The sequence below is a fragment of the Coleofasciculus chthonoplastes PCC 7420 genome, assembly GCF_000155555.1.
In the GTDB taxonomy this organism is placed as follows: Bacteria; Cyanobacteriota; Cyanobacteriia; order Cyanobacteriales; family Coleofasciculaceae; genus Coleofasciculus; species Coleofasciculus chthonoplastes_A.
The window spans coordinates 228,590-250,916 of record NZ_DS989848.1 but is presented as its reverse complement, the minus strand read 5'-3'; the positions used below and the strand labels follow the sequence as shown (position 1 = coordinate 250,916).

Sequence of the window (22,327 nt, the reverse complement as noted above, 5' to 3'; positions counted from 1 at the left end):
ACCAATAATGGAAAAACAAAACCCGCCCTTCTCCACCAATAATGGAAAAACAAAACCCGCCCTTCTCCACCAATAACGTAAAAACAAAACCCGCCCTTCTCCACTTGCTATCTTATACCATCTCTTTTCTCCCTTATTCAGCCTCTAAAAAATATCAGCAGGATCGGCAGCTTTCAGTTTCCGCACAGCAATCGCCCCCGATACACAACACATAATAATTGTCAAAATTAGAATCGTTATCGTTTTAGTCAAGGTGATTGTCATCGGTAAACGAGTTGCGGCTTTGGTTAAACCATATAATCCAGACGCAATTACCATTCCCGGAATATATCCTAAAATTGCCAGAATAAGCGCTTCTTGGAAAACCACCATCAATAAATAACGATGAGTATAGCCCATCGCTTTGAGTGTGGCATATTCGGGTAAATGATCGGAAACATCGGTATAAAGAATTTGATAAACAATTACCGTACCAACAACAAACCCCATTACTGTCCCCAAAGTGAAGACAAAACCGATCGCGGTACTGGTTTGCCAGTAATTTTTTTCAAAATCGATAAATTCTTGCTTGGACAAAATTGTGACATCATCAGGAAACTCTTGTCTCATGTCAGTTAAAACATTTTGAATATTTGCTCCAGGTTGTAATTGAACTATACCAATATCAATCAATCCCTTATCTCGTCGTGGAAAAATCCGCAAAAAATTAATATCACTTGTAACAATATTTCCATCTGCAGCAAAAGAAGCGCCTAGACTAAATAATCCTACCACCCGAATGCGACGTTCTTCTACTTCTGTCGTTACCTCTTCGTTTTGACGAAAGAGTTGAGCAATTGAACCATATTCGGGTCTAGAAGTATCATCGAATAAAACCCCATTTTCTATTTTTATCTTATTCAAATTTTGGTTAACATCAGGTAGTTCTAAGACTGGATTAGCTGGATTAAATCCCAAAACCATAATGGCGCGAGTTGCTCGAGTTTGCGGATTTTTCCATAAGCCAAAATCCATATAGAGTGGACTAATAGACTGAACGCCCTCAAAACCTAAAGCTTGATATAATCGCCGCTGGGGAAAGCTTTTCATGGCGATAGTTGCAGTGGATTGAGGGCTAATCAGAAAAATGTCACCTTTTAACTTGTTATGTAGAGTTACATTACTTTCAAACAAGGCATCGCGGAAACCAAGCTGCATAAACATTAAAATATCAGCAAAGCCAATTCCTGCGATCGCGACCAATAATCGGATTTTTTCGCGACTCAATTGTAACCAAGCAAGAGGAATTTTCATTTAAGCTTTAAGTTTTGTGTAGGGGCGGGTTTCACTACTATCTTTTCTGACATGACCCAAATGCAAATAAACCCGCCCCGACTAAGTTTTGAACTAATTCGACTATGATTCTAGGAATATTTCTACGATAACTTTTGAATTAGTTAAGCCAGCAACTTTTTGGTTATCTTCTGGACGTAGACGAATATTCACTTCCACGACTCTGGCATCAACATCAGCAGCCGGATCGGTATCCAGAATATCTTTTTTGCCAATTTGTAGTCCAATTTTGCTGACATTCCCTTGAAGTTTTTCCTCAAATGCTTTGCCTTCACTACGGATAGCAACACGTTGTCCGAGACGTACTTGGCTAATATCGCTTTCGTAGACTTCAGCAACCACTATCATCTCGTCTGTTTTTCCCAGTTCAACAATTCCTTCCCCTTCTTTAATAGTTTCTCCAGCCCGGGTATTAATCTCTAAAATTCGACCATCTTCTGAAGCCCGCACGTAAGCTAATGAATCTAAATCAGCTTGGGCTTGTTCAACGGCTGCTAGTGTACTTTCCACTTCAGCTTCGGCTTGTTTAATATCAACCGGACGAATTTCTTGGATTTCTTCTAGGCGGGCTTCTTCTTCTTTAATCCGAGCTTCTAGAATGGCGATTGTTTTATTGCGGTTGACTCTGGCTTCTTCTAGCTGTTCGTTAAGATTAGCGATGGTTTGGGCTTTGTTTGCTTCGGCTTGAATTAGATGCGCCTGTTGTTGACTGAGGTTTTCTTGTGCCTCACTCAGGCGTTCTAGGGCTGTTTCCACCCTCAAACGGCGGCTTTCTAATTCTGAGGTAGAAATAGCTCCATCTTCGGCTAACTGCTGATAGCGGGTAAAGTCGTTATCAGCGTTGCGTTTTTCTGCCTCGAGTCGTCTAATCGTAGCTTCTTGACCTTTAACGGTGGCTTGTTGGGCTTGAATCGTGGCTTCTTGAGCTTTGGTGGTTTCTCTCAGTTCAGTTTCTAAGCGATTAATTTTGCTCTGTTGGGCTTTTGTTTCTCCCTCTAATTCTTTATCCAGGCGATTAATGGTTTCCTTTTGGGCTTGAATTGCACCCGCTTTAGCACCTGCTTTCACTCGTTCCAGATTCGCTTGAGCAATTTCAACTTGTTTTTTAGCCAGATCGACAGACGCTTGCAAGCGATCGCGGTTATCCATAATCGCAATCACTTGATTTTCCCGCACGCGATCGCCTTCCGAAACCAGTAATGATTTCACTACACTAGCGCCCTCCAGTGATGTGGGAGCGGATATTGTGATCACTTCGCCAGCGGGTTCCAAGCGTCCTAAGGCAGTTACCGCTTCGATTGCAGGTGTCGCCGTCGGCTGTGAATGTGATTGAGTTGGACGCAGTTGAGTCCGATTTAGGCTGTAAACCGCCGCCACTCCAGTCGCCAGAGTTCCGCCCACAGCTAGCGCGATCGCCCAACGAGTTATCGGTTTTGACAATAGTCCTTCATCCATCCCTGGTTTATGCCGTTCTACAACACTTGGACAAAGCTAGACAAGATTGGATCTTGTTAGACATTATCCGAATTGCTTCCTGCTTCACTCTGGCGGTGACGGCACTCAACCAGTCCACAGGTTTAAATTTGGACAGAACTTGCCCTATTTAATTTTTATTGATCGAAGTAATTTGAGAAGCTTTGCTGCTTTAATCCGTTATTTTCAGCGCCATTAAGGTATGCTGGATTTCTCTAACCGCCTTATTACAGGTGCGCTACTCTTAAAAGCTTTGTTACGGGGTCTCAAGCCCTAATATTGTTCGCTTGGTTTTCGCTCCTGCGGACTATTATAGCACTGCACCGCTTAGACAAGATGCTGGAGCATTTTCCAATGTTCCCTGTTTCCTGTTTCCTATTCCCTATTCCCTATTCCCTGACAAATGACAAATGACAAATGACGAATGACCAATTACGCCGATGGCAAGTCAAACAATACCGTTGTCATATAATACTCTGCCCAATCCGCACCAAAGGCTTTTTCTAGGACACGACGGGTTTTATCATTCTGCTGCTGCTTGGTGCAATAATAATGCTGACCCGCTAAAACTTCTGCTTGGTCTTCAGCCGAAATCGGTGTCGCATTAACCGCCTGAGTACAATGAATTTGGAGAAAATTCTCTACTCGCGATAAAAATTGGTGTTCCTCTTCAGGGGTGTTGGGTCGAATAAAAATACAAAATTCAGAGAAAATATCGCCCCACTCTGGTAACTCACGGGCGTCTTGGAAATGAGGAGTTGGTAAAGCTTGTAATGGTTGGCGGTAAATGTCAGGTAAGATACGCTGAGCATTCACTGGAGAAAGGTCTGCGATCGCGGCACTGATTTTCCCGCGTCCACCAACTAAATCACAGCCGAACATGGGTAGATTATACTCCGGACGGGGAAACATGACACAGTGGAGGATATCGAGCATTGTTCCCACTTTTGCCAGTTCCAAGTGCAGTTTGCGAAACTGTGGTGTCTGATAACAACGGTTTTCAATCGTAAGTTTCTCACCCTCTAGACGCCCCTCTACATAACCCAACTCAGCGGGTAGCTGATAGGGCGACAAATCCAGGTAACGCCGCCAGTTGGCTTCAATACAGTCGGCTAATTGGTGGATGAGGGGGTGTTGTTGCTCTCGCAGGGAAGGCTTGGTGGTTACTGACATTCCTTGAACCTAAACAATTAACGCTAAACCAGGCAGGATCGGGTGGTAGATATAGGATATCAGCTTCTGATTCCGTTGAGATCGTCACAATTTTAATCTGCCTGCTTTTTATCGTTACCAAACACGGCGCGTCTTAGCTTAATCCCTGTCTCTGTCCATTCATAGGTTGTAGCATTTGTCAACCGCGATGTTTTCTCCACTCCGGCAACCCGCTTTGTTTAAGAATTTTAAGATTGAGCGAGAGGGATATGGAATTGTCTGGAATGAGGAGATTGATATTAGCGAGTATGAGCGCTGGAAGAATGGTGTGATGGTGGAGAGCGAAGACTTAGCTGGTGTAAGGTGGCTCGAAGAACCCGGAAATCCCGTTAGCGATTATGGATATCCCCGACTTGCTACAGATCCTTTGCTAGATCAGGAAGTCGATAAGGATGTCAATATAAGTAAGCAGAGTTGATAGGAGTAGACAAGTATGTTTGGTTTAGGATGGCCCGAAGTGGCGATTATCGGAATTGTCGCTCTAGTAATTTTCGGTCCCAAGAAGATCCCAGATATGGGTCGCGCATTAGGAAAAACGCTGAAAGGTTTTAAAGAAGAGATGAATACTCCAACATCTGAAGAGGATGACGCTGACTAGAGTTTAGCTGTCCATCCTCCATTTTATGACGTATGAATAAGGGCGGGTTTTGTGCTTCATTTATGGGTGAGCTAGGGCGGGTTTTGTTGTTCAGTTATTTCTGGATAGCTGATTGTAGTTCCTAAACCCGCCCTTCTGGGGAAAGCAGGGGAAGTAAAGATACTTTCGTTACCAAGTTCGATAAGGAAATGCCTCAGTTGAATTATTGAGCCGAAGGCTTAATTCGAGCCATTTCCACCATCTCTCTTGATTGGTAATTCCGGAGTCTCCATTAAATCAGTCATCGCTTCAGTCAAGGCTTTGGGGTCCATGAATACGATTTTGGAGTTGCTACTTTCTCCCAATTTCTCGTTCGCTTCTACATAACGAGTGGCAATCAAATACTTGAGTACATCTTGACTGTTAGGCTTTTCGAGCAGCGCTTTTGAGATCATCTCTAGGGATTTCACCGTTCCCTCTGCCTGGGCGATCGCGGCTTCTCTCTCCCCCTCTGCCTCATAAATCGCCGCTTTTTTCATGCTTTCTGCTGCCCGTTCCTTCTCCAAGGAGTCTAGCACTGTCTGGGGTGGTTTAATTCCTTGGACTTCCACGCGGGTGACCTCTACCCCCCAGCTATCGACAGCCTCTTTGAGATGAATTGACAAATTCTTATTGATCTCGGAGCGGGATGAATAGGTTTGATCTAAATCCATTGTGCCAATTTCCGACCGTAACGTTGTGATAACTAAATTTCCAATTGCCTCTTTTACATCTTCAACATCGTAGTAGGCTTTATAGAGGTTGTTGATTTTCCAGTACACCACCGCATCGACTTCCACAGAAATATTGTCTTTCGTGATTGCCTGCTGGGGTTCGGTGTCTAAGACTTGTTCACGAGTGGTTTCTTCTACAGCAATGCGCTCAGTCACCAGCCAAACCTGTCGGAGACCGGGTTGTAGGGTTTTCTTATATTTCCCGAATCGTTCAACAATAGCTTGATTGCCCTGATTGATGACTTTGATTGAACCGAGATAGTAGCCGCCGCCGATTAAAAACAGTGCGAAAAAATATGAAAGAAGAGATCCCATGTTTTTAGACTCTCATTAATTAATAAGGATAAGGCGCGGATTAGGAATGCCTAGTCTTGACCAACTCAGGTTTTCCTCCAGCCGTTTTGTCTGGCAGCAAGTGTTACAGACTATTTACTCTCAAGCAAGACACCAGATAAAGAGGGACAATACCCACTCCCAGTGAAACATCCTTGGCTGATGCCAGAACGGGACGCTAGCTAGATTTAACCTGATTATCTCAGCATTTTAGCGGAATTTTAGCAAAATTTTGCCATTGGCATAAACCCGATGCTCTGTAGCTGCTAGGTTAACAAGAGAAATATGTCCATAATCGACCTGTGAACCGTCTTATTCAACAAATTCAATCCAGCTTGCTCAATCTCCTTGGCTCTGCTATTGAGGTTTTACCGGGGCTTATCGGCGGAGTGATCATTCTCCTGTTGACTCGCTACGCCGCCGAAGCTGCCCAGCAAGTCACCGCTAAAATAGGAGAGCGTACAATCCGCAACTCATCGCTGCAACTGCTGCTGGCGAAAGTCAGTTATGTGACAACGTGGGTTCTTGGCATTTTAGCCGCTAGTGTTATTGCCTTCCCTGGCTTACGGCTAGGTGACATTATCGCGGCGCTGGGGTTAGGATCAGTCGCTGTTGGTTTTGCCTTTCAAGATATCTTCAAAAACTTCTTAGCTGGAGTGCTACTACTGGTACAAGAACCGTTTCGCCTCAATGATCAGGTGATTATTGGTGATTATGAAGGAACGGTGGAGCGTATTGACATCCGTACCACCCAAATTCGTACTTATCAAGGTGAACGAATTCTCATGCCGAATGCAACGGTATTTACCAGTGCGGTGCAAGTCAGAACCGCCTACGGACAACGGCGAACGGATCTAGGGGTTGGAGTTGACTATAATACCCCCTTGTCTGAAGCGGCTGAACTGCTCAAGCAAACCATTACTCAGGTGGAGGGTGTCTTGTCCCAGCCCTCACCAGAAATCGATTTAGTCAGCTTTGGCGACAGTTCCATTGATTTCGTTGTCCGCTATTGGACGTTACCCCAGCAGCAACGAGTCCGTCAGGTGCAAACTCGATCGATTATGGCGATTAAAAAAGCCTTTGATCACGCCGACATTAATATTCCCTATCCTATTCGCACGCTTTACTTCTATGACCAGCAACGGTTCAATGATTATTTACCCCCGTCCCCAGATGAAGGTTCTAACTGACAACGGTTAAGATTGAAAATGTGTATCGATACCTCTTGTTCTACAAACCCTACGATGTCTTAAGTCAGTTTACGGATAGGGAGGACAGTCCCCGTCGAACGCTCAAAGACTATATTCCGGTGTCGGAGGTTTACCCCGTCGGACGCCTTGACCGAGACAGCGAGGGATTGCTCTTGTTGACCAATCATGGACGCTTGCAGCACCGTCTCTCTAATCCGCGCTTTCGACATCCCCGTACCTATTGGGTGCAAGTGGAACGTATCCCCGATGAAGCTGCCTTGAATCAATTGCGCCAGGGTGTAGTGATTAAAGATTATCAGACCAGAAAAGCTCAAGTGCAGCGATTATCACAAGAACCCGATCTACCCCCCCGCGATCCCCCGATTCGCTTTCGCAAAACTGTACCGACTTGCTGGTTAGAAATCACCTTGACCGAAGGGCGTAACCGTCAAGTACGGCGCATGACAGCAGTCGTGGGATTTCCCACCTTACGATTAATACGGGTCGCGATCGCTCATCTGCGTCTGGATGGGTTGCAACCGGGTCAGTGGCGTGATCTAACGCCCCCGGAACTTGTCTCTCTCCAGAAACTGGTGAAGTTTTGAGTGTCCCAGACATAATGCCAGAAGGAGGAGCGGGTTTTACCGATAACGTTTGGGAGACATCCCTTATACAGACGCGCCATGGCGCGTCTCTACACTAAACCCGCCCTGGTTGAGTTTTAAGGTAACTCCCTTGTCAATACGGCTCTCCTGTGCCTTTGCACTCGATCACAACTCCCTTAAAAGCTGCAACCTTTGATTCTGGCGTGGCAAACTAGATGGCAGCTAGCTTATAATCCCAGCCTTAGAAACCCGATAGGAATTGAGGAAGTTCCGTTATGTTAATTTGTCCCCAGTGTCATTTTGAAAACCCGAATACTCACAAGTTTTGTCAGCGATGTGGAACTTCCTTGATCCATAAACTGTGTCCTGAATGCGATACCCAAGTTCCCGTTAATGCTGAAACCTGCCATAATTGCGGTGCGTTTACGGGAACGGTTTGGTGGGCAATGATTGCCAAAGAGCCAGAGTATGGCGTAACCTCAACCCCTGATCCAGAAGGTGCCTCAACTAATTCTGAGTCAATCGCTAGCCCTGCGGATCTAGAGTCATCAGCCCAGGGGACACAAACGAAGGAAAGTGAAGTAACGTCTGCCGAAATTCCCGATGATGCCAAAACCGATTCTGAGGCTTTTTCTCAGGAAACAGATCAGCCAGAAACGACGTCTGAGGCAAGTTCTGCTTACAATGTTCACTCGATCGCCTATCTGGATGCTCAACAACGTTACCGACTCATCGAACCCCTAAATCCCGACATCTTAGCGGATGCCCCCGCCGGATCGGAAACGTTTGTCAAAGTGTTGGACTGTCAGCCCTTTCAGAAGTCACTTCTGGAAGCCCTACTGGAGCAACAATCAGAGCAATCCTCGTCCCAATCCTCGCCCATCCTGGGAATTCCGGCGATCGCTCAACCCTATTTGGCGTTGAAACAAAACCATTATCCGACTGTGCCAGAGGTTCATGATGCGTGGCAGCAGGATAATCAATCAGTGATGTTGCTCGAAGATCGCTCAAGCTGGCAGCTTCTCAGTGACTTGTGGGGGAGTGAAGCGTTATCGACCTTAGAGCTATTGTATTGGCTCGATGAAATGGCAAGACTTTGGCAGGCACTTGAACCTTGGAATTGTTGCCAAAGTCTATTAGAAATTACCAATTTACGAGTCGATGAAGACCAGGTGTTGGGGCTAGAGCGCCTCTATCATGATCCTGAAGATGAACCACCTCTGTTAGAGGATTTAGGGCAGATGTGGCGGCTGTTATTTAACCAGTCGCAACGGACTCAATTGACCTCATTGGGGACGGTATTTCGGCAGATGTGTACCGAGGAAATTACCACAATTGACCAATTGCGATCCGAGTTAGAAGCGATCGCTCACGCTGAAGAAGAAGCACAAGAAGAACAGGCAACGGCAGTTACCTTAGATATGGCTGAACCCTTGTCTGAAGAGGCGATGAGTTTTCTGGAAATGCCCACAGCAGACGTGGGTAGCTACGACGATGGTGGTCCTACGGTTGTTCTACCCATGCAATTACTCAGCCTTGACGATGTTGGCTGCACGGATATTGGTCGTCAACGGGATCACAATGAAGACTGCTTTGGTATTCAGGCACAGGTGAAAAAGCACGAAACCCCCATAGGTCGAACCTTAGACGCTCGCGGTCTTTATATTCTCTGTGATGGAATGGGTGGACATGCTGCCGGAGAAGTGGCGAGTTCTATGGCGGTGGAGAAGCTGGAGGCGTATTTTCAAGACCATTGGCAGGATGAGTTACCGACCGAAGAGACAATTCATGAAGCGGTGCGCCTAACTAACCAGGACATTTATGATGTCAACCAACAAAATGCCCGATCAGGCAGTGGTCGCATGGGGACAACCTTGGCAATGATGTTGATTCAAAATACCAACGTCGCGATCGCCCATGTTGGCGATAGTCGTCTCTATCGGTTAACCCGCAAAGGTGGTTTAGAGCAACTCACCGTAGACCATGAAGTCGGTCAACGGGAAATGAAACGCGGCGTGGAAGAAGCGATCGCCTATTCTCGCCCGGATGCTTATCAACTCACTCAAGCTTTAGGACCACGCAGTGACCAGTTTGTTACTCCTGACATCAATTTTTTGGAACTGAATGAGGATACCTTATTCATTCTGTGTTCCGATGGGTTGTCCGATAATGAACTTATCGAGAATAACTGGCAGACCCACCTGGCTCCTTTGCTCAGTTCTCGCGCTAATCTTGAGCAGGGTATCCTACAGTTAGTTGACCTAGCCAATGAGCAGAATGGTCACGACAATATCACAGCGATACTCATCCGAGTAAAAGTGCGACCTAATTTTCAGCAACGGAGTTGGTCATGAACCCGACGCATAAATGCGGGGGCTTGTAAGACTTTATTCTTGCCACGCTCGAATATTTTTTGCAAGCCTACATGACCAGCCTAAGACTCATGAGGTCTACGTTTAGAGCAAGTGTTAAATTTCCTACCTACGAATGCATGAACCAACAAGGAATTGAGACAATACTGCAAGGGATAGGGGGAGCAGGGGGAGCAGGGGGAGCAGGGGGAGCAGGGGGAGCAGGGGTGCATGTAGAGGCGTTCCGGTGGAACGTCTGGGAGAAAAAATTAAATTAGAGCTTATGCGAGCAGTATTGGGAGGCTACCAACAGCCCTAGTCGAAGCTGTAAGTAAACCTCAATGTCCGGCTATGGGGGAATTGTATTAGTTTTATATATCGGTAGGTTCATCAAGGACTCAGAGGAATCCTAATCCCGAAAAAGGACGGGAGCGACTAACTTTAATTAAGGACTAGATTATTTTTTATGCCACGAGTACCAGTAATCCGTCTAACTAATAAACCACGGATACCAAACCGGGCTTCAAGAGCCAGAGTTTGGCTCAAGGGACTCCCGCCAAGACATTGAAACAAGCCCTGTGAGTTAAGGACAAAAAACTGAGGACTATGGTCACGCTGACCCTTCTACATCCGCAGGCATCCACTCCATTACAACAGTGGAAATTCCACAACCAGTCTACAATTCGTATTGGTCGATCGCCAGATAATGACGTGATTCTAAACAATCCGTTAGTATCTCGGTATCATCTCGAATTGAGAGTCACCGTCGTCCAATCTGGACATAAGTGGCAGTTGGTTAATCAGGGAACCAACGGCACGTTTCTGAATGGAGTGCTGGTATCACGAGAGATACTCCCGAATCAGGGCTTGATTCGGCTGGCTCGAGAAGGACCGATGCTCAAATTTGAACTGAACCCGGTTTCTGTGCCAAATTCTGGCTTAGTCTCGCCAACGCCTAAATCTAAACCGTCTTGCACTCACCTGGGCAATCCTCCCGGTAATTTATTTTGTATTCACTGTGGTCAACCTTTAGTCCCTGTACAACGAGTTATCCGCCACTATCAAGTCCTGCGAACCCTGGGACAGGGAGGAATGGGGACAACCTATCTCGCCTGGGATAATACAGGCAAAATCGAGGGACGCCCCACGTTACTCGTCCTCAAAGAAATGAATGCGGATGTGGCACAAATTGCTAAAGCCCAAGAACTGTTTGAGCGAGAGGCGCGTGCCTTACAAGCCCTGCATCATCACGGAATTCCTCAGTATTATGACTTTTTTGTCGAAGGGGGTAAAAAATATTTGGCAATGGCGCTCATCCACGGACAAGATTTGGAGCAACGGATTTTGATGGCTGGACCCGTTACCCCAAATCAAGCCATTGAGTGGATGATTCAAACCTGTGATGTTCTTGATTACATCCATTCCAGCGATCCGCCCTTAATCCATCGGGATATTAAACCCGCGAATCTGATAGTACGTCATCGAGACAATACCATTGTTGTCCTTGACTTTGGCGCAGTGAAGGAGATCGGGACAATGCCAGGAACTCGAATTGGTGCTGAAGGATATAGTGCCCCCGAACAAGACCGAGGGACTCCAGTCACTCAATCCGATCTCTATGCCATTGGTCCGACCCTGATTTTTCTGTTAACTGGGATGACTCCCCTTAAATTTTATCGCCGCCGTAGTTTAGGCTATGGATTTGACTTGTCCAAAGCCCCCACGATTACTCCCGCGTTACGGGAAGTAATCGACCGGGTATGCCAACTCAAAGTGTGCGATCGCTACCAAACGGCGAAGGAGCTTGCAAACGCCTTAGACGCTTGTCGCTAGAGCTTCTGCTGGCGCGATCGCTTCGCTATTAACGGTTCAAAAACGTCAGGACATCTATTCTTCATCCCATGCTTCCACGGCGAGTAAATCACCAATTGGATCTTGCATGGTGAAGCCAAATTCGATGAGTTCCTTTTTCCAGAACGACCAGTCGTCGCCATATAGCAGGGCGATTTTCCATATACTGTCGCTGGGTTTGATTATCTTGGAGTCCACGAGTGAACGCACCTGACGCTGCATCTTCACCATGGGGTGAGTAACTTGCTGAGTCATACTCTCAATTTTCTCGAAATAACTTTTGCAAATGCTTGGATCAAAAAAACGCTTCCTGTTATTTATTTTTGCCGGTTCGTAGAGTTGGCTCTCGGCAAGGAAGCATTACCCTACCCTTATAACCCATCCGAGGACATTTACGCAACCCTTTTTAGAAAAATGTACGGAAATCACTACCATTGCCCCTGGAATGGCTGCCGTTAAGGGAAGGGGGAGCATGTAGAGACGTGCCATGGCACGTCTGGGAGCTGGGGAAGAAAAATTTATAGCTGTCGCTATAAAGGTTAGGATTTCTTTATGGGTTAAGAGAATCCAAGTCAGTTGGCTTAGATTCTCCTATAGTTCACACGTTCTGTTCAACCGCTGTCTTCACAGCAGACTGTAACAACAGACCATATTCAATCCCCTCAACCACCGCCTGATAAGACGCTTCTAAGATATTGGCAGAAACACCCACTGTCGTCCAGCGCTGCTTGCCATTACTCGATTCCACCAGCACACGAGTTTTTGCTGATGTGCCAGCCGCACCATCCAGAATCCGCACTTTGTAGTCGGTCAGGTAAAAGGTTCCTATCTCTGGATAAAATCGCACCAGAGCTTTCCGTAACGCGGCATCCAGTGCTGACACGGGTCCATTACCTTCAGCCACTTCTAAAATATCCTCACCATTAACCGTAACCTTAATCGTCGCCATCGCATTACTGTAAGGCGTATCGATACCTTGAAGCATGTCACTGTGAACCTGAAACCCTTTCAGTTCAAAATGCTGCTGCTTCTGCCCCAGGGCGTCTCGCATCAGTAAATCAAAACTGGCTTCGGCGGCTTCAAATTGATAGCCCTCATTTTCCAACTCTTTCAGGCGTCCTAAGATTTGGCGACAGGCGGCGTCTTGTTTGTGGAGTTCATGTCCAAAACTCTTGGCTTTTGCCAAAACGTTACTGAGTCCAGATTGGTCAGAAATCACAATCCTTCGCTGATTACCCACCTGTTGGGGCGGAATATGTTCGTAGGTGAGTGGATTGCGTTCAACGGCGGAAACGTGAATCCCGCCTTTATGGGCAAATGCTGACCGACCTACAAATGCAGCATGGTCATCAGGCGCTAAATTAACGATTTCACTAATGGAACGACTGACTTGAGTCAGTGTGGCTAATTGTTCCTCTTGCATACAGTGATACCCTAGCTTGAGCTGTAAGTTAGGAATCAAGGAACACAGATTCGCATTACCACAGCGTTCACCATAGCCGTTCATCGTTCCCTGAACCATACAGACACCTTCCACCACACTCATCAACGCATTCGCCACAGCGGTATCGGAGTCATTGTGGGTATGAATGCCCAATCGAGGCGAATGTAGAGACGCGCCATGGCGCGTCTGTAGGGGCGGGTTGAGTCCATCTGGTTCTGTTGTTGGTGATAAAGTTGGTTCAAAACCCGCCCTGCCTTGGTTTTCAGGGTTGAGTTCTAAACGTTCAATCACATCTCGGACGATTTGACCAATTTCATGGGGTAGAGTTCCGCCATTGGTGTCGCAAAAGACTAACCATTCAGCCCCCGCATCCATAGCAGTTTTCAGGGTTTTCAGGGCGTAATCTGGGTTATTTTTGTACCCATCAAACCAATGTTCGGCATCATAGATAACTCGCCGCCCTTGACTACGAAGGTATTCTATGGTGTCTCGAATCATTTCCAGATTTTCGTCAAGGGTAGTACCTAACCCTTCCGTGACATGGAGATCCCAAGACTTACCAAAGATAGTTACCCAATGTGTCCCTGCTGCCAAAATCGCTTGTAGCATCGGATCTTCAGCAGCAGTTTTATGAGGGCGTCGCGTTGAGCAAAAGGCGACGATTTCGGCTTGGGTTAAGGGTTCTTCTTTGAGTCGCCAGAAAAATTGCACGTCTTTGGGATTAGCACCGGGCCAACCGCCTTCGATGAAGGGAATCCCTAATTGGTCGAGTTGTCGGGCGATGCGGAGTTTGTCTTCGATGGACAAGGAAAGACCTTCACGCTGGGAACCGTCCCGCAGCGTTGTGTCGTAAATCCAGATAGGGTTGGGTGTTTGTGCAGTCATAAGTAAGGATAGTTGTGTAAATTGTCAAGAAATGTAAACTAGAAAGAGAAAGGGTGTAGTAACTACGATAGATAAATCATCAATGCCTAAAGTAACAGCTCAAGGGAAAACGTTTTCATGTGACCCAGGCAGTAATTTACGCAAAGTTTTGCTGGAGCATGGTGTCGCGCTTTACAACGGCAATGCCAAAATTATCAACTGTATGGGGATTGGTAGTTGTGGCACTTGTGCGGTTGAGGTAGAAGGGGAGGTTTCAGAAGCAAACTGGAAGGATAAAGCAAGACGTTCTCTTCCGCCCCATTCTCCCACAGCTAATCGTCGCTTAGCTTGTCAGACGAAGGTTTTGGGTGACGTGCGGGTGACGAAATATGATGGTTTTTGGGGACAAGGGGAGGATGTTGTTTGGACATCGGAAGGGAGATAGGGAAGATGGGGGAGCTGGGGAAGCTGGGGAAGAAAAAATTAACTTAGAACTGATCCGAGCCTTATTGGGAAAGATGGGATGTACTACATGGAGTTAAAAAACACTGTAGGGGCGCAAGGCTTGCGCCCTCACCCCTTTACTTGTGAATTTTGGAAAGAAAGACAAATTTAAACTGATGTCATCAAATATGTAAACCTTATCAAAATCAGAACAATAAGTTTAGCTCAGCCCTTCTACGTTTTGCATCTTGCCCTTAATTCAGATCATTTTTTTAAGTCTATATGGTTTAGATGTAAAGAATTTGGTTTTCCATTTCATCTGCTGTGGTGGAATCCAGGATTATGAGCAACCTCTGCACAATTTCCGAGTATGGTTTCCTGACAGCAATGATAATTCCAGAATGCCACACGAGATTGCAAAAGACTTGCGACCAGTACGTCAACATCTTCGTCCAAATAAACATGAATAAAAATATCAGTCATACGTTACGAACTCGTGGATCAATAAGTTCGTCTGGAATACGGTTGCGTTCTATGTATTCATTGATTTCTGCCTGATGATCCAGATAATAGCTGAGTGCATCAAATACCTGTGATAGACCAAGATGGGTTAACCGCTGAGGAATTTCCTCCGGCGAAACTCCGATACGCCACATTTCTACTATTGCCCTGACTGGTGTGCGTGTGCCTTTGATAATGGGTTCGCTATTGAGTATTTCGTCATTTCTGACAATGTGACAGTGTTCCGTTAACCTTACCATTAATGATTACTCCGTGAAGGGGAAATCTCAGATCAATTCTAGCTTGACATCGTGTCATTTTTTTGTTTTTAGGTCTCTGCGTGAGGCGAGACGAAATCATCCTCTAGATTACCCAAGTTGTTCGAGGAGGGTGGGAGGTGCAGGAAATAAGCTGTCATGCATTTAAATTGGGTATTAGTAGCGAGCAAGATGCAAAGCCTGCGGCATGGCTTCGCTTAACGCACTACAAGGCTTTCGCCATTATTGACATTAAGGTTTAAATGCCGAACAGCTTAGGGTAGTACCTAACCCTTCACTGACATGGAGTTCCCAAAATTTACCAAAGTATAGTCACCTAATGTGTCCTTACTGCCAAAATAGCTGGTAGCATCAGATCATCAGCCGCCGCTTTATGAGGGCGTCGCGTTGAGCAAAAGGCAACAATTAGGCACGTTTCAATCTAAGTACCTGGACATAAATTCTGTCCGCTGTACTAAGAAATATTAACAAGCCTCAACTCTTTACTGTTCCCTGTTCCCTAATCTCAACCGTTAACTTTAATTTTGTGCGACTACTTATGTCATCAAACATTGAAACTCTATCAACATCAGAACAAGACGTTCAGTCTAACCCTTCGACGTTTCACCTTTCTCCCTTAATTAGAGTCACACTTTTGAGTTTATACGTGGCGCTAACTGTACCTTTACCCTTTTTAGCCCAAGTCTCTGATGCTCCCATACCGCCAGTATTACTGTGGGGAGGAATTGGTTTGGGGTTATTCGCGCTGTATGGGGCGTTGAGTGAACGAGTTATTGTGGATAATGAGAAAATTCAGGTGACTTATCCGAAATGGGTTCCTCGTTTTTTCCGTAAGGGTTGGGAGTTACCTTGGGCGGATGTTAAAGATTTAAAAATGCGGACGACGGGACAAGGGGGATTGGTTTACTATTTTGTAAGCCAGTCATCGGAGCAGGCGTATTTACTACCTATGCGTGTGGTGGGTTTTGCTCGGTTAGTTAAGTTGGTGGAAACGTATACAGGTATCGATACCACTGATATCCGTCCCTTGGCACAACCTTGGATGTATCTAATTTTGTTAGGATTGACGCTATTGCTATTACTTGTCGATGGTTGGACAATTTGGACGGTTTTTAGCCAAGGTTTGATGGCTTGGAAAATGTTTATAATTGTAAAGATTTAACCACGGATGATGTCGGTAAGCTGTCATGCATTTAAATGGGGTATTAGTAGCGAGCAAGATGCTTGATGTAGCGAGCAAGATGCAAAGCCTGCGGCATGGCTTCGCTTAACGCACTACGGCAAGGATTGCGCCATTATTGATATTAAGGTTTAAATGCCGAACAGCTTACTAACTGAAAATACTAATCTATCAGTTTTTTACTCTAATATAAAATGAATTCAACTCAAGACTATATGCATAATTTTGCTATAAAAAAGCAAGAATTCATGGAGTTAGTTAATGCATTAATCAATAAACAGAACAGTATTGATGAATCGTCAAAATCTCGCCAAAATATTCTTGATGAGATTTCTAATATTTTAGTTTTTATTCAACGGATTGAAATACTAAGTATAAAAAAGAAGCAAGTTGACCGAGGACATGAACCCAGAGTTCTAGAACTTACCAGTATCCTTGAAGTTTTAATTCCAGCGGTTAAATCGGTTGTGGACGGCAAAGCGGGTATTTCTCTGGTCAAACAGACCCGCATTAGGCTGTTGCGATCGCTCCGCCGACACGAACCATTTTTCCTAATCCTTAGACGCTCAATTCTTAATAGTTTTATCGATATTTACTATTTGGATTCAGTGCCGACCAAAGTTATTATCGGACTAGGCTTTCCTTTTTCATTTGCCGGCATTATTGCACTAATTTCTTCAGTTTATTTTTTGAATTATGGAACTCAAACATCCGAACTATCTCAAGTTAGTGAATCGTTGGAGAAAATCAGCAATGAACGTGAAGAAATAAAACAAAGTTTAGCAGGTATGGAGACACCACAAAGAACGTTAAGTTCATTAGGTGCGGACAGCCGTCCAATTCCGATGGAAGAAAGAATCCGCGAGATTGAATCAACGTTGACATCCCTCGATAATCAGGTCAAGCAACAACTTCAATTAATGGAGGAACAAAATCAATCGGCTAAACAATTAACTATCACTTTGCCCTTTGGTTTGGAAACGATTTCTTTATCGCCAGAAGATTCTCAAATTATTTTCCAAGTGTTTGTGGTGGGCGCATCGGGAGCGTTGGGAAGTGTAGTCAGTATTTTAATTCGACTGAAGGAGTTTGATGTAGAGTTTCGAGAAATCCTCGATCCAGTCATCCCCTTTTTGATCGGGGCGTTTAAGCCAATTATTGGGGCATCATTTGGTATTTTCATGTACGCCCTGATTAGTTCTGGACTGATTCCCCTGGATACGAACCCAACAGAGGCTACTGGTAGAAAAGAGGAATTATTTTATTGTGCGATCTCGTTTACCGTGGGATTTAGTGAACGGTTAGCCAAAGATGTGATTGCCCGGGCGGAAACGACGGTAAAACTGGGAAACGTTAAAGAAATCCGAGAAATAAGAGAAATAGAGGAATCAGGAGAAAAATAAGTAACCATGAACTCGCCCACGGTATCTGATGATTCATTATCCCCGGCGCTGGCTCAACTCCAACTCAAACAAGTAAGTTGGGTTACATCAGCTAAAGGCGCGATTCCAGGAACCACGATTCTCAGCGATATTTCCTTTGACGTAGCTAGAGGCGATCGCATAACCTTAATTGGTCCGGCTGGTGCGGGGAAAAGTTCACTGCTGCGGCTGTTGAACCGATTGAATGATCCCACCAGCGGTACGATTTATCTGGAGAATCAAGATATTCAGACGATTCCTGTGCTACAGTTACGACGGCAAATTATGCTGGTTTGCCAAGAACCGAAGCTATTAGGAATGACGGTACGGGAGGCGCTAGCTTACCCATTGGTGTTACAGCAACTGGAAAAATCCGCGATCGCCCAACGGATTCAAACCTATCGGAAAAGGCTGCACATCCCAGAAGATTGGCTGGAACGCACGGAATTACAACTTTCAGTGGGACAACGACAACTGGTTGCGATCGCACGGGCTTTAATTTGTCAACCTAAAATTATCCTATTAGATGAACCGACATCCGCCCTTGATGTGGGTACAGCTTCTCATTTTTTGGGTGTCTTAGCTGACATGGCGAATCAGGATCAGATCACTGTTTTAATGGTCAATCATCAGTTAGACATGGCTCAACTCTTCTGTAATCGGATATTGTATCTCCAGACAGGTCAACTCATGCAAGATACATCAGCGACTAATTTGGACTGGAACCTGTTACGAGAATCCCTAGTTCAAGCCGAAGCGCAAGCAGCACAAGAGTGGGGAGTGGAAGAGTTTTAAGCCAACCTTCGAGGGAACCTGGTTTGTAGGGGCGGGTTTAGGGACTTTCTTATCGCGATTGATGGTAACGTTTGTACAAAACCCGCCCTTACTCCATTTTGACCGAACTCCCTTATCTCCCTGTACCCCTACACCAAGAACACTATTGTCGCCCAGCGGTACTCGCAGCTACGGGTGCAACATCTGGTCGAGACGTTGGATAATTATGATCTGCTTCTCCTTCAGTTGATTGGCTGCGTTCGAGCATTTCTGGATTAAACCGATAACCCACATTCCGCACCGTTTGAATTAAACTTGGTTGTCGGGGATCAGTTTCAATTTTTTTGCGTAGTGAGAGGACATGGGTATCAATAGTACGGGGATTATCAATAGCATCGGGCCACGCCCGACGGAGTAATTCCGAACGACTTAATGGTAATCCTTCTGCTTGAGTAAGAACGTAGAGCAAACTAAATTCCTGAGGCGTTAAATCAACAAACTCCCCTTTGTAACACACCCGGCGCTGAACTAAATCAATTTTGAGATCACCATATTCCAGCGTCATTGGTACAGCCGTCATCCGAATACGTCGAATCAGCGCCTCAACTCTTGCCAGAAATTCCTGCATCCCAAAGGGTTTGGTTAGATAATCATCGGCACCCGCTTTTAACCCTTGGACGATATCAACTTCATGATTACGGGCAGACAGCATTAAAATTAACGAATGTCGCTGCTGGTGAATCCAGCGACAAAACTCCACCCCGTCACCATCGGGTAAGTCAGAGTCGAGAATGACGAGAGTGGGTTGGCGATTATAGAATGTCTCTCTGGCTTGATAGAGGGTGGCAGATTGATAAACCCAATAGCCTGCCTGCTGCAAGTGCCAACCTAGCAGCGATCGCAAATGGGGATTCCCCTCGATAATCTGAATACAAACCGATGCTCCCACGGCATTTTGTTTCCTTTTTCGGCATTGTTACTCAGGTTAACAAAGCTAATGTCAAGATTTTGTAACAACTGTTACTGTGATAGCTGAGGGGGCGGGGTGTGGGAAAAATTTGCTTTCAACTCAGTTGACACCAATGCTTACCTGCTGCTTCAGGTGTCAAATTTTATGGTACGCTAAGTTTCCAAGCATCCATTTGAGACAATCTATTACTATCGTCCTCTGCGTTACCTCTGTTATTATGTCTATGTCAAAAAAAGCTCGTCCGACCCGGGGGCAGTTGGAACGCCGCCTCTCTCAAGGAGTACAATCAGTCTACCGTGAGCAACTTGGGCATCAACCTGGCAAAATAATAGCCAGTCTTCAAGGTGATAGAGTTACGCTGATTCTGGAAGATGCTGTAACTCAGCCGGAGCAGTTACTTGCTAACCAGGGAGAGAAAGACCTAACTGAGAAGGTGCGCTCAGATTTAGATGCTGCCATCAAGCCTCAATTGAGAGAGCGAATCCAGGAAATTTTGGGAGTAAAGGTGGTTGATTTGCTTAGTGATACCACTCTAGAAACTAAAAGGGAGGGAATCATCGCTGTACTAGCTGAGACGCCTCAATTTCGCTGTTCGGGTTCAGCCGCACAACAGCCAACTCATCAAGCTTCTTAAGACGTTAGTGATTGTCATTTGTCTGTCATTTTTTCAATAAAACCTCTATGGCTTACGATTATTAGAACCTAGATTGTTAATTCTAAAAATGTACGTGGACAACAATTAATATAAATAAATGCCAAATAATGGCAAATTATTTAGAGAAAGCCTTAAAATAATCCTTATTTAGATAAATCATGAAATTCAAGCTGGGCTGTCAATTAAACTATAGTGTTGCGGCAAGTAGCACTTTTATTTTTAATCTCAGTGTTGTTGAGAAAAAGCATCAAAGAATTCTGCAAGAAAAGTTGCAAATTGAACCATCCATGGATTATGAGGAGTATGTTTCTCCTCGGATGGAAAACCGATATCTACGAGTCTATGTACCCCAAGGTGACTTACAGGTGTCCTATCAAGCCACTGTGGATTTATTTTATCGGGATGAAGACCCCAGTTCGATTTCGGAAAATCCTCCGGATAAGTTACCGTTAGAAACGTTACATTACCTCTATCCATCACGTTACTGTGAGTCAGATCGGTTAATGCGTCTGGCACAGAATGAGTTTGGTAATTTGATTCCTGACTATTCCAGAGTTACGGCTATCTGTAATTGGATTTACGATAACGTCACCTATTTATCAGGTAGCACGAATCAACATACCTCGGCTTATGATACCGCGACAGAACGAGCAGGGGTTTGTCGAGATTTTGCCCATTTGGGGATTGCGTTTTGTCGGGCGTTGAATATTCCGGCTCGATTTGTGACGGGATATGCCTATAATTTAGAACCGCAAGATTTTCATGCCTATTTTGAGGCGTATTTAGGCGATCGCTGGTATTTATTTGACCCTACCCGACTCGCCCCCTGTAATGGGTTAATTCGCATTGGTATCGGGCGCGATGCGGCTGATGTCGCCTTTGCCACTATTTTTGGTGATGTTCAGATGAACTATAAGGATGTGTTTGTCGAAGCGGTTCCGGATCAGGATGGAAAAACGCCTGAACTCCCCGACTATACCAATCGTGCGATCGCGTTAATATAACAGCAGGCTTCAAGGCAGGAAGGAAGTTATTTATCTAGTTTCTAACGTAAGTGAGGTACAGACGTTTCCCCAGCGTGTATTTATTCATTCAAATAAGATTCTTTTGTATGTCAGAAAGTTTTACCATGACCGTTAAAGGATGAATTGGAGAAGGCATAAAGCCGCAACGTTCCACGTAAAAATCTTTCACATTCTCGTTAAGGGCATGAATTAGAATCGCTCTAATCCCTAGTATTTCTGATGCTTGTAGAGTACGCTTTACGGCATCTTTGATCATTCCCATACCAATTCCCTTTCCTTGATGATGAATATCAACAGCCAGTCTACCCATTACTACGACTGGGATTGGATCGGGCATATTTCTTTTGATTTTGCCTGGAGATTCAATATGGGAAACCTGACCATTCGCTAAACAGTAGTATCCTACTACTTTGTTTTCCCAACAGACTACATAAGTGCGTGATGAACCAAGCGTTTCATTGTTAAGAGCGCGTGTTTTTAACCATTGATTTAAGCTTATCTCTCCACAATCAAATGACTCTATATCATGGGTTGGTTGAATATGTTCCGGTGGGGTATACTTCATGAGGTAATTACCACAGAATAATAATTATTCCCAAGGAGATTTTACCTGAAGCAATTGATGTAACTTTTCATTTTTCTCTGGGGGCATATCAAGAGCTTGATTAAAAGCCTTCCACTGGTCATCATTAAGGCGGAACAATCTCCAATCTAGCAATGCCTCTTCTGCTGCTCGATAGGCTGCGTCTAACATAAAAGCACTCCGAGTCTTGCCACAAACAGATGCCGCTGTGTCTATGAGATCAAGCTGATTGGGTTCAACTCTCATATTGACGACAAGGGAGCGCTTGTCTTTATTGGTTTTATCAAGAAACGCCATAGTTACTCTCTACTTTAGAGTTTTAGGTATGTGTGTACATTGTATATACAAAAAACCACGATAGTCAACAAGTACAGCACTAAGTAGGTGGACACAATTAAAATTAACGGTTGAGATTAGGGAACAGGGAACGGGGAACAGAACAGTAAAGAATATCCTCTCCCTGCCTTGGTACTGCTATAAAATAGACAGAT

General features: G+C 45.1%; 23 protein-coding genes. 13 read left to right on the top strand and 10 right to left on the bottom strand.

All coding sequences use genetic code 11. The features are described from left to right. Positions 1–144: 144 nt before the first annotated feature. From devC to MC7420_RS13305, 3 genes are all read right to left on the bottom strand, one after another. Entirely contained in the window at positions 145–1,293 is a 1,149-nt protein-coding gene (gene devC / locus MC7420_RS13315) for an ABC transporter permease DevC (RefSeq protein ID WP_006100982.1), read from the bottom strand. Between the two features lie 102 nt (positions 1,294–1,395). Next, positions 1,396–2,772 (bottom strand): HlyD family efflux transporter periplasmic adaptor subunit, encoded by a 1,377-nt coding sequence (locus tag MC7420_RS13310; protein ID WP_232231701.1) that lies wholly within the window; start codon positions 2,770–2,772, stop codon positions 1,396–1,398. A gap of 465 nt (positions 2,773–3,237) precedes the next feature. After that, positions 3,238–3,978 (bottom strand): phycocyanobilin:ferredoxin oxidoreductase, encoded by a 741-nt coding sequence (locus tag MC7420_RS13305; RefSeq protein WP_006100980.1) that lies wholly within the window; start codon positions 3,976–3,978, stop codon positions 3,238–3,240. 187 nt (positions 3,979–4,165) lie between these two features. Between MC7420_RS13305 and MC7420_RS38070 the strand changes: the two genes are divergently transcribed. Both MC7420_RS38070 and tatA read left to right on the top strand, forming a co-directional pair. Continuing rightward, a complete protein-coding gene (locus MC7420_RS38070; protein ID WP_006100815.1) occupies positions 4,166–4,435 on the top strand; it encodes a DUF2442 domain-containing protein in 270 nt (89 codons plus the stop codon). 15 nt (positions 4,436–4,450) lie between these two features. Beyond that, on the top strand, positions 4,451–4,615 hold the full coding sequence (tatA, locus tag MC7420_RS13295) for a twin-arginine translocase TatA/TatE family subunit (protein ID WP_006100800.1): 165 nt from the start codon (positions 4,451–4,453) through the stop codon (positions 4,613–4,615). A 218-nt stretch (positions 4,616–4,833) separates the two neighbouring features. Here the strand turns inward: tatA and MC7420_RS13290 are convergent, their stop codons facing one another. Continuing rightward, positions 4,834–5,682, bottom strand: coding sequence for an SPFH domain-containing protein (locus tag MC7420_RS13290; protein WP_006100951.1), 849 nt, complete (start codon positions 5,680–5,682; stop codon positions 4,834–4,836). A 320-nt stretch (positions 5,683–6,002) separates the two neighbouring features. On the opposite strand from MC7420_RS13290, the gene MC7420_RS13285 reads away from it, so the two are divergent. The 5 genes from MC7420_RS13285 to MC7420_RS13270 all read left to right on the top strand — a co-directional run bounded on the left by MC7420_RS13285 (position 6,003) and on the right by MC7420_RS13270 (position 11,679). After that, on the top strand, positions 6,003–6,890 hold the full coding sequence (locus MC7420_RS13285; RefSeq protein ID WP_006100936.1) for a mechanosensitive ion channel family protein: 888 nt from the start codon (positions 6,003–6,005) through the stop codon (positions 6,888–6,890). 11 nt (positions 6,891–6,901) lie between these two features. Next, entirely contained in the window at positions 6,902–7,495 is a 594-nt protein-coding gene (locus tag MC7420_RS13280; protein ID WP_044206989.1) for a pseudouridine synthase, read from the top strand. A gap of 275 nt (positions 7,496–7,770) precedes the next feature. Beyond that, on the top strand, positions 7,771–9,849 hold the full coding sequence (locus MC7420_RS13275) for a serine/threonine phosphatase (RefSeq protein WP_006100829.1): 2,079 nt from the start codon (positions 7,771–7,773) through the stop codon (positions 9,847–9,849). Between the two features lie 137 nt (positions 9,850–9,986). Continuing rightward, on the top strand, positions 9,987–10,124 hold the full coding sequence (locus MC7420_RS39655) for a hypothetical protein (RefSeq protein WP_006100909.1): 138 nt from the start codon (positions 9,987–9,989) through the stop codon (positions 10,122–10,124). Positions 10,125–10,452: 328 nt separating this feature from the next. Then, a complete protein-coding gene (locus tag MC7420_RS13270; protein WP_006100756.1) occupies positions 10,453–11,679 on the top strand; it encodes a protein kinase domain-containing protein in 1,227 nt (408 codons plus the stop codon). Positions 11,680–11,733: 54 nt separating this feature from the next. Here the strand turns inward: MC7420_RS13270 and MC7420_RS13265 are convergent, their stop codons facing one another. Both MC7420_RS13265 and cimA read right to left on the bottom strand, forming a co-directional pair. Further along, positions 11,734–11,952, bottom strand: a complete 219-nt coding sequence (locus MC7420_RS13265; RefSeq protein WP_006100780.1) for a DUF4327 family protein — start codon at positions 11,950–11,952, stop codon at positions 11,734–11,736. 343 nt (positions 11,953–12,295) lie between these two features. Continuing rightward, complete coding sequence (gene cimA, locus MC7420_RS13260; RefSeq protein WP_006100961.1) at positions 12,296–14,026, bottom strand: citramalate synthase; 1,731 nt, start codon at positions 14,024–14,026, stop codon at positions 12,296–12,298. An 82-nt stretch (positions 14,027–14,108) separates the two neighbouring features. On the opposite strand from cimA, the gene MC7420_RS13255 reads away from it, so the two are divergent. Beyond that, positions 14,109–14,450, top strand: a complete 342-nt coding sequence (locus MC7420_RS13255) for a 2Fe-2S iron-sulfur cluster-binding protein (protein ID WP_044206986.1) — start codon at positions 14,109–14,111, stop codon at positions 14,448–14,450. Positions 14,451–14,928: 478 nt separating this feature from the next. Here the strand turns inward: MC7420_RS13255 and MC7420_RS13250 are convergent, their stop codons facing one another. Continuing rightward, positions 14,929–15,210 (bottom strand): DUF433 domain-containing protein, encoded by a 282-nt coding sequence (locus MC7420_RS13250; RefSeq protein ID WP_044206983.1) that lies wholly within the window; start codon positions 15,208–15,210, stop codon positions 14,929–14,931. Positions 15,211–15,766: 556 nt separating this feature from the next. Here MC7420_RS13250 and MC7420_RS13245 point away from each other — a divergent pair. From MC7420_RS13245 to MC7420_RS13235, 3 genes are all read left to right on the top strand, one after another. Then, complete coding sequence (locus MC7420_RS13245) at positions 15,767–16,390, top strand: hypothetical protein (protein ID WP_006100971.1); 624 nt, start codon at positions 15,767–15,769, stop codon at positions 16,388–16,390. 212 nt (positions 16,391–16,602) lie between these two features. Then, positions 16,603–17,811 carry a hypothetical protein gene (locus tag MC7420_RS13240; RefSeq protein WP_006100806.1) on the top strand — a complete coding sequence of 403 codons (1,209 nt, stop codon included), beginning with the start codon at positions 16,603–16,605 and terminating at the stop codon, positions 17,809–17,811. A 6-nt stretch (positions 17,812–17,817) separates the two neighbouring features. Further along, positions 17,818–18,624 (top strand): ABC transporter ATP-binding protein, encoded by an 807-nt coding sequence (locus tag MC7420_RS13235; protein WP_006101015.1) that lies wholly within the window; start codon positions 17,818–17,820, stop codon positions 18,622–18,624. Between the two features lie 142 nt (positions 18,625–18,766). Here the strand turns inward: MC7420_RS13235 and MC7420_RS13230 are convergent, their stop codons facing one another. Then, a complete protein-coding gene (locus MC7420_RS13230; protein WP_006100870.1) occupies positions 18,767–19,552 on the bottom strand; it encodes a response regulator transcription factor in 786 nt (261 codons plus the stop codon). A 244-nt stretch (positions 19,553–19,796) separates the two neighbouring features. On the opposite strand from MC7420_RS13230, the gene MC7420_RS13225 reads away from it, so the two are divergent. Further along, the gene (locus MC7420_RS13225; protein ID WP_044206979.1) at positions 19,797–20,207 is read left to right on the top strand and encodes a DUF2294 domain-containing protein; all 411 of its coding nucleotides are present in this window, start codon (positions 19,797–19,799) and stop codon (positions 20,205–20,207) included. A 179-nt stretch (positions 20,208–20,386) separates the two neighbouring features. After that, positions 20,387–21,232, top strand: coding sequence for a transglutaminase-like domain-containing protein (locus tag MC7420_RS13220; protein ID WP_006100962.1), 846 nt, complete (start codon positions 20,387–20,389; stop codon positions 21,230–21,232). An 88-nt stretch (positions 21,233–21,320) separates the two neighbouring features. Here the strand turns inward: MC7420_RS13220 and MC7420_RS13215 are convergent, their stop codons facing one another. Both MC7420_RS13215 and MC7420_RS13210 read right to left on the bottom strand, forming a co-directional pair. Further along, complete coding sequence (locus MC7420_RS13215; protein ID WP_044206975.1) at positions 21,321–21,818, bottom strand: GNAT family N-acetyltransferase; 498 nt, start codon at positions 21,816–21,818, stop codon at positions 21,321–21,323. A gap of 24 nt (positions 21,819–21,842) precedes the next feature. Next, positions 21,843–22,133, bottom strand: a complete 291-nt coding sequence (locus MC7420_RS13210) for a type II toxin-antitoxin system TacA family antitoxin (protein ID WP_006100934.1) — start codon at positions 22,131–22,133, stop codon at positions 21,843–21,845. Positions 22,134–22,327: the final 194 nt, after the last annotated feature.

Excerpts from the sequence above, each read along its gene's own strand:
- devC (WP_006100982.1), bottom strand. The coding sequence starts at position 1,293 with ATGAAAATTCCTCTTGCTTGGTTACAATTGAGTCGCGAAAAAATCCGA.
- MC7420_RS13305 (WP_006100980.1), bottom strand. The coding sequence starts at position 3,978 with ATGTCAGTAACCACCAAGCCTTCCCTGCGAGAGCAACAACACCCCCTC.
- MC7420_RS38070 (WP_006100815.1), top strand. The coding sequence starts at position 4,166 with ATGTTTTCTCCACTCCGGCAACCCGCTTTGTTTAAGAATTTTAAGATT.
- tatA (WP_006100800.1), top strand. The coding sequence starts at position 4,451 with ATGTTTGGTTTAGGATGGCCCGAAGTGGCGATTATCGGAATTGTCGCT.
- MC7420_RS13290 (WP_006100951.1), bottom strand. The coding sequence starts at position 5,682 with ATGGGATCTCTTCTTTCATATTTTTTCGCACTGTTTTTAATCGGCGGC.
- MC7420_RS13275 (WP_006100829.1), top strand. The coding sequence starts at position 7,771 with ATGTTAATTTGTCCCCAGTGTCATTTTGAAAACCCGAATACTCACAAG.
- MC7420_RS39655 (WP_006100909.1), top strand. The coding sequence starts at position 9,987 with ATGAACCAACAAGGAATTGAGACAATACTGCAAGGGATAGGGGGAGCA.
- MC7420_RS13270 (WP_006100756.1), top strand. The coding sequence starts at position 10,453 with ATGGTCACGCTGACCCTTCTACATCCGCAGGCATCCACTCCATTACAA.
- MC7420_RS13265 (WP_006100780.1), bottom strand. The coding sequence starts at position 11,952 with ATGACTCAGCAAGTTACTCACCCCATGGTGAAGATGCAGCGTCAGGTG.
- cimA (WP_006100961.1), bottom strand. The coding sequence starts at position 14,026 with ATGACTGCACAAACACCCAACCCTATCTGGATTTACGACACAACGCTG.
- MC7420_RS13255 (WP_044206986.1), top strand. The coding sequence starts at position 14,109 with ATGCCTAAAGTAACAGCTCAAGGGAAAACGTTTTCATGTGACCCAGGC.
- MC7420_RS13250 (WP_044206983.1), bottom strand. The coding sequence starts at position 15,210 with ATGGTAAGGTTAACGGAACACTGTCACATTGTCAGAAATGACGAAATA.
- MC7420_RS13245 (WP_006100971.1), top strand. The coding sequence starts at position 15,767 with ATGTCATCAAACATTGAAACTCTATCAACATCAGAACAAGACGTTCAG.
- MC7420_RS13240 (WP_006100806.1), top strand. The coding sequence starts at position 16,603 with ATGAATTCAACTCAAGACTATATGCATAATTTTGCTATAAAAAAGCAA.
- MC7420_RS13235 (WP_006101015.1), top strand. The coding sequence starts at position 17,818 with ATGAACTCGCCCACGGTATCTGATGATTCATTATCCCCGGCGCTGGCT.
- MC7420_RS13225 (WP_044206979.1), top strand. The coding sequence starts at position 19,797 with ATGTCAAAAAAAGCTCGTCCGACCCGGGGGCAGTTGGAACGCCGCCTC.
- MC7420_RS13220 (WP_006100962.1), top strand. The coding sequence starts at position 20,387 with ATGAAATTCAAGCTGGGCTGTCAATTAAACTATAGTGTTGCGGCAAGT.
- MC7420_RS13215 (WP_044206975.1), bottom strand. The coding sequence starts at position 21,818 with ATGAAGTATACCCCACCGGAACATATTCAACCAACCCATGATATAGAG.
- MC7420_RS13210 (WP_006100934.1), bottom strand. The coding sequence starts at position 22,133 with ATGGCGTTTCTTGATAAAACCAATAAAGACAAGCGCTCCCTTGTCGTC.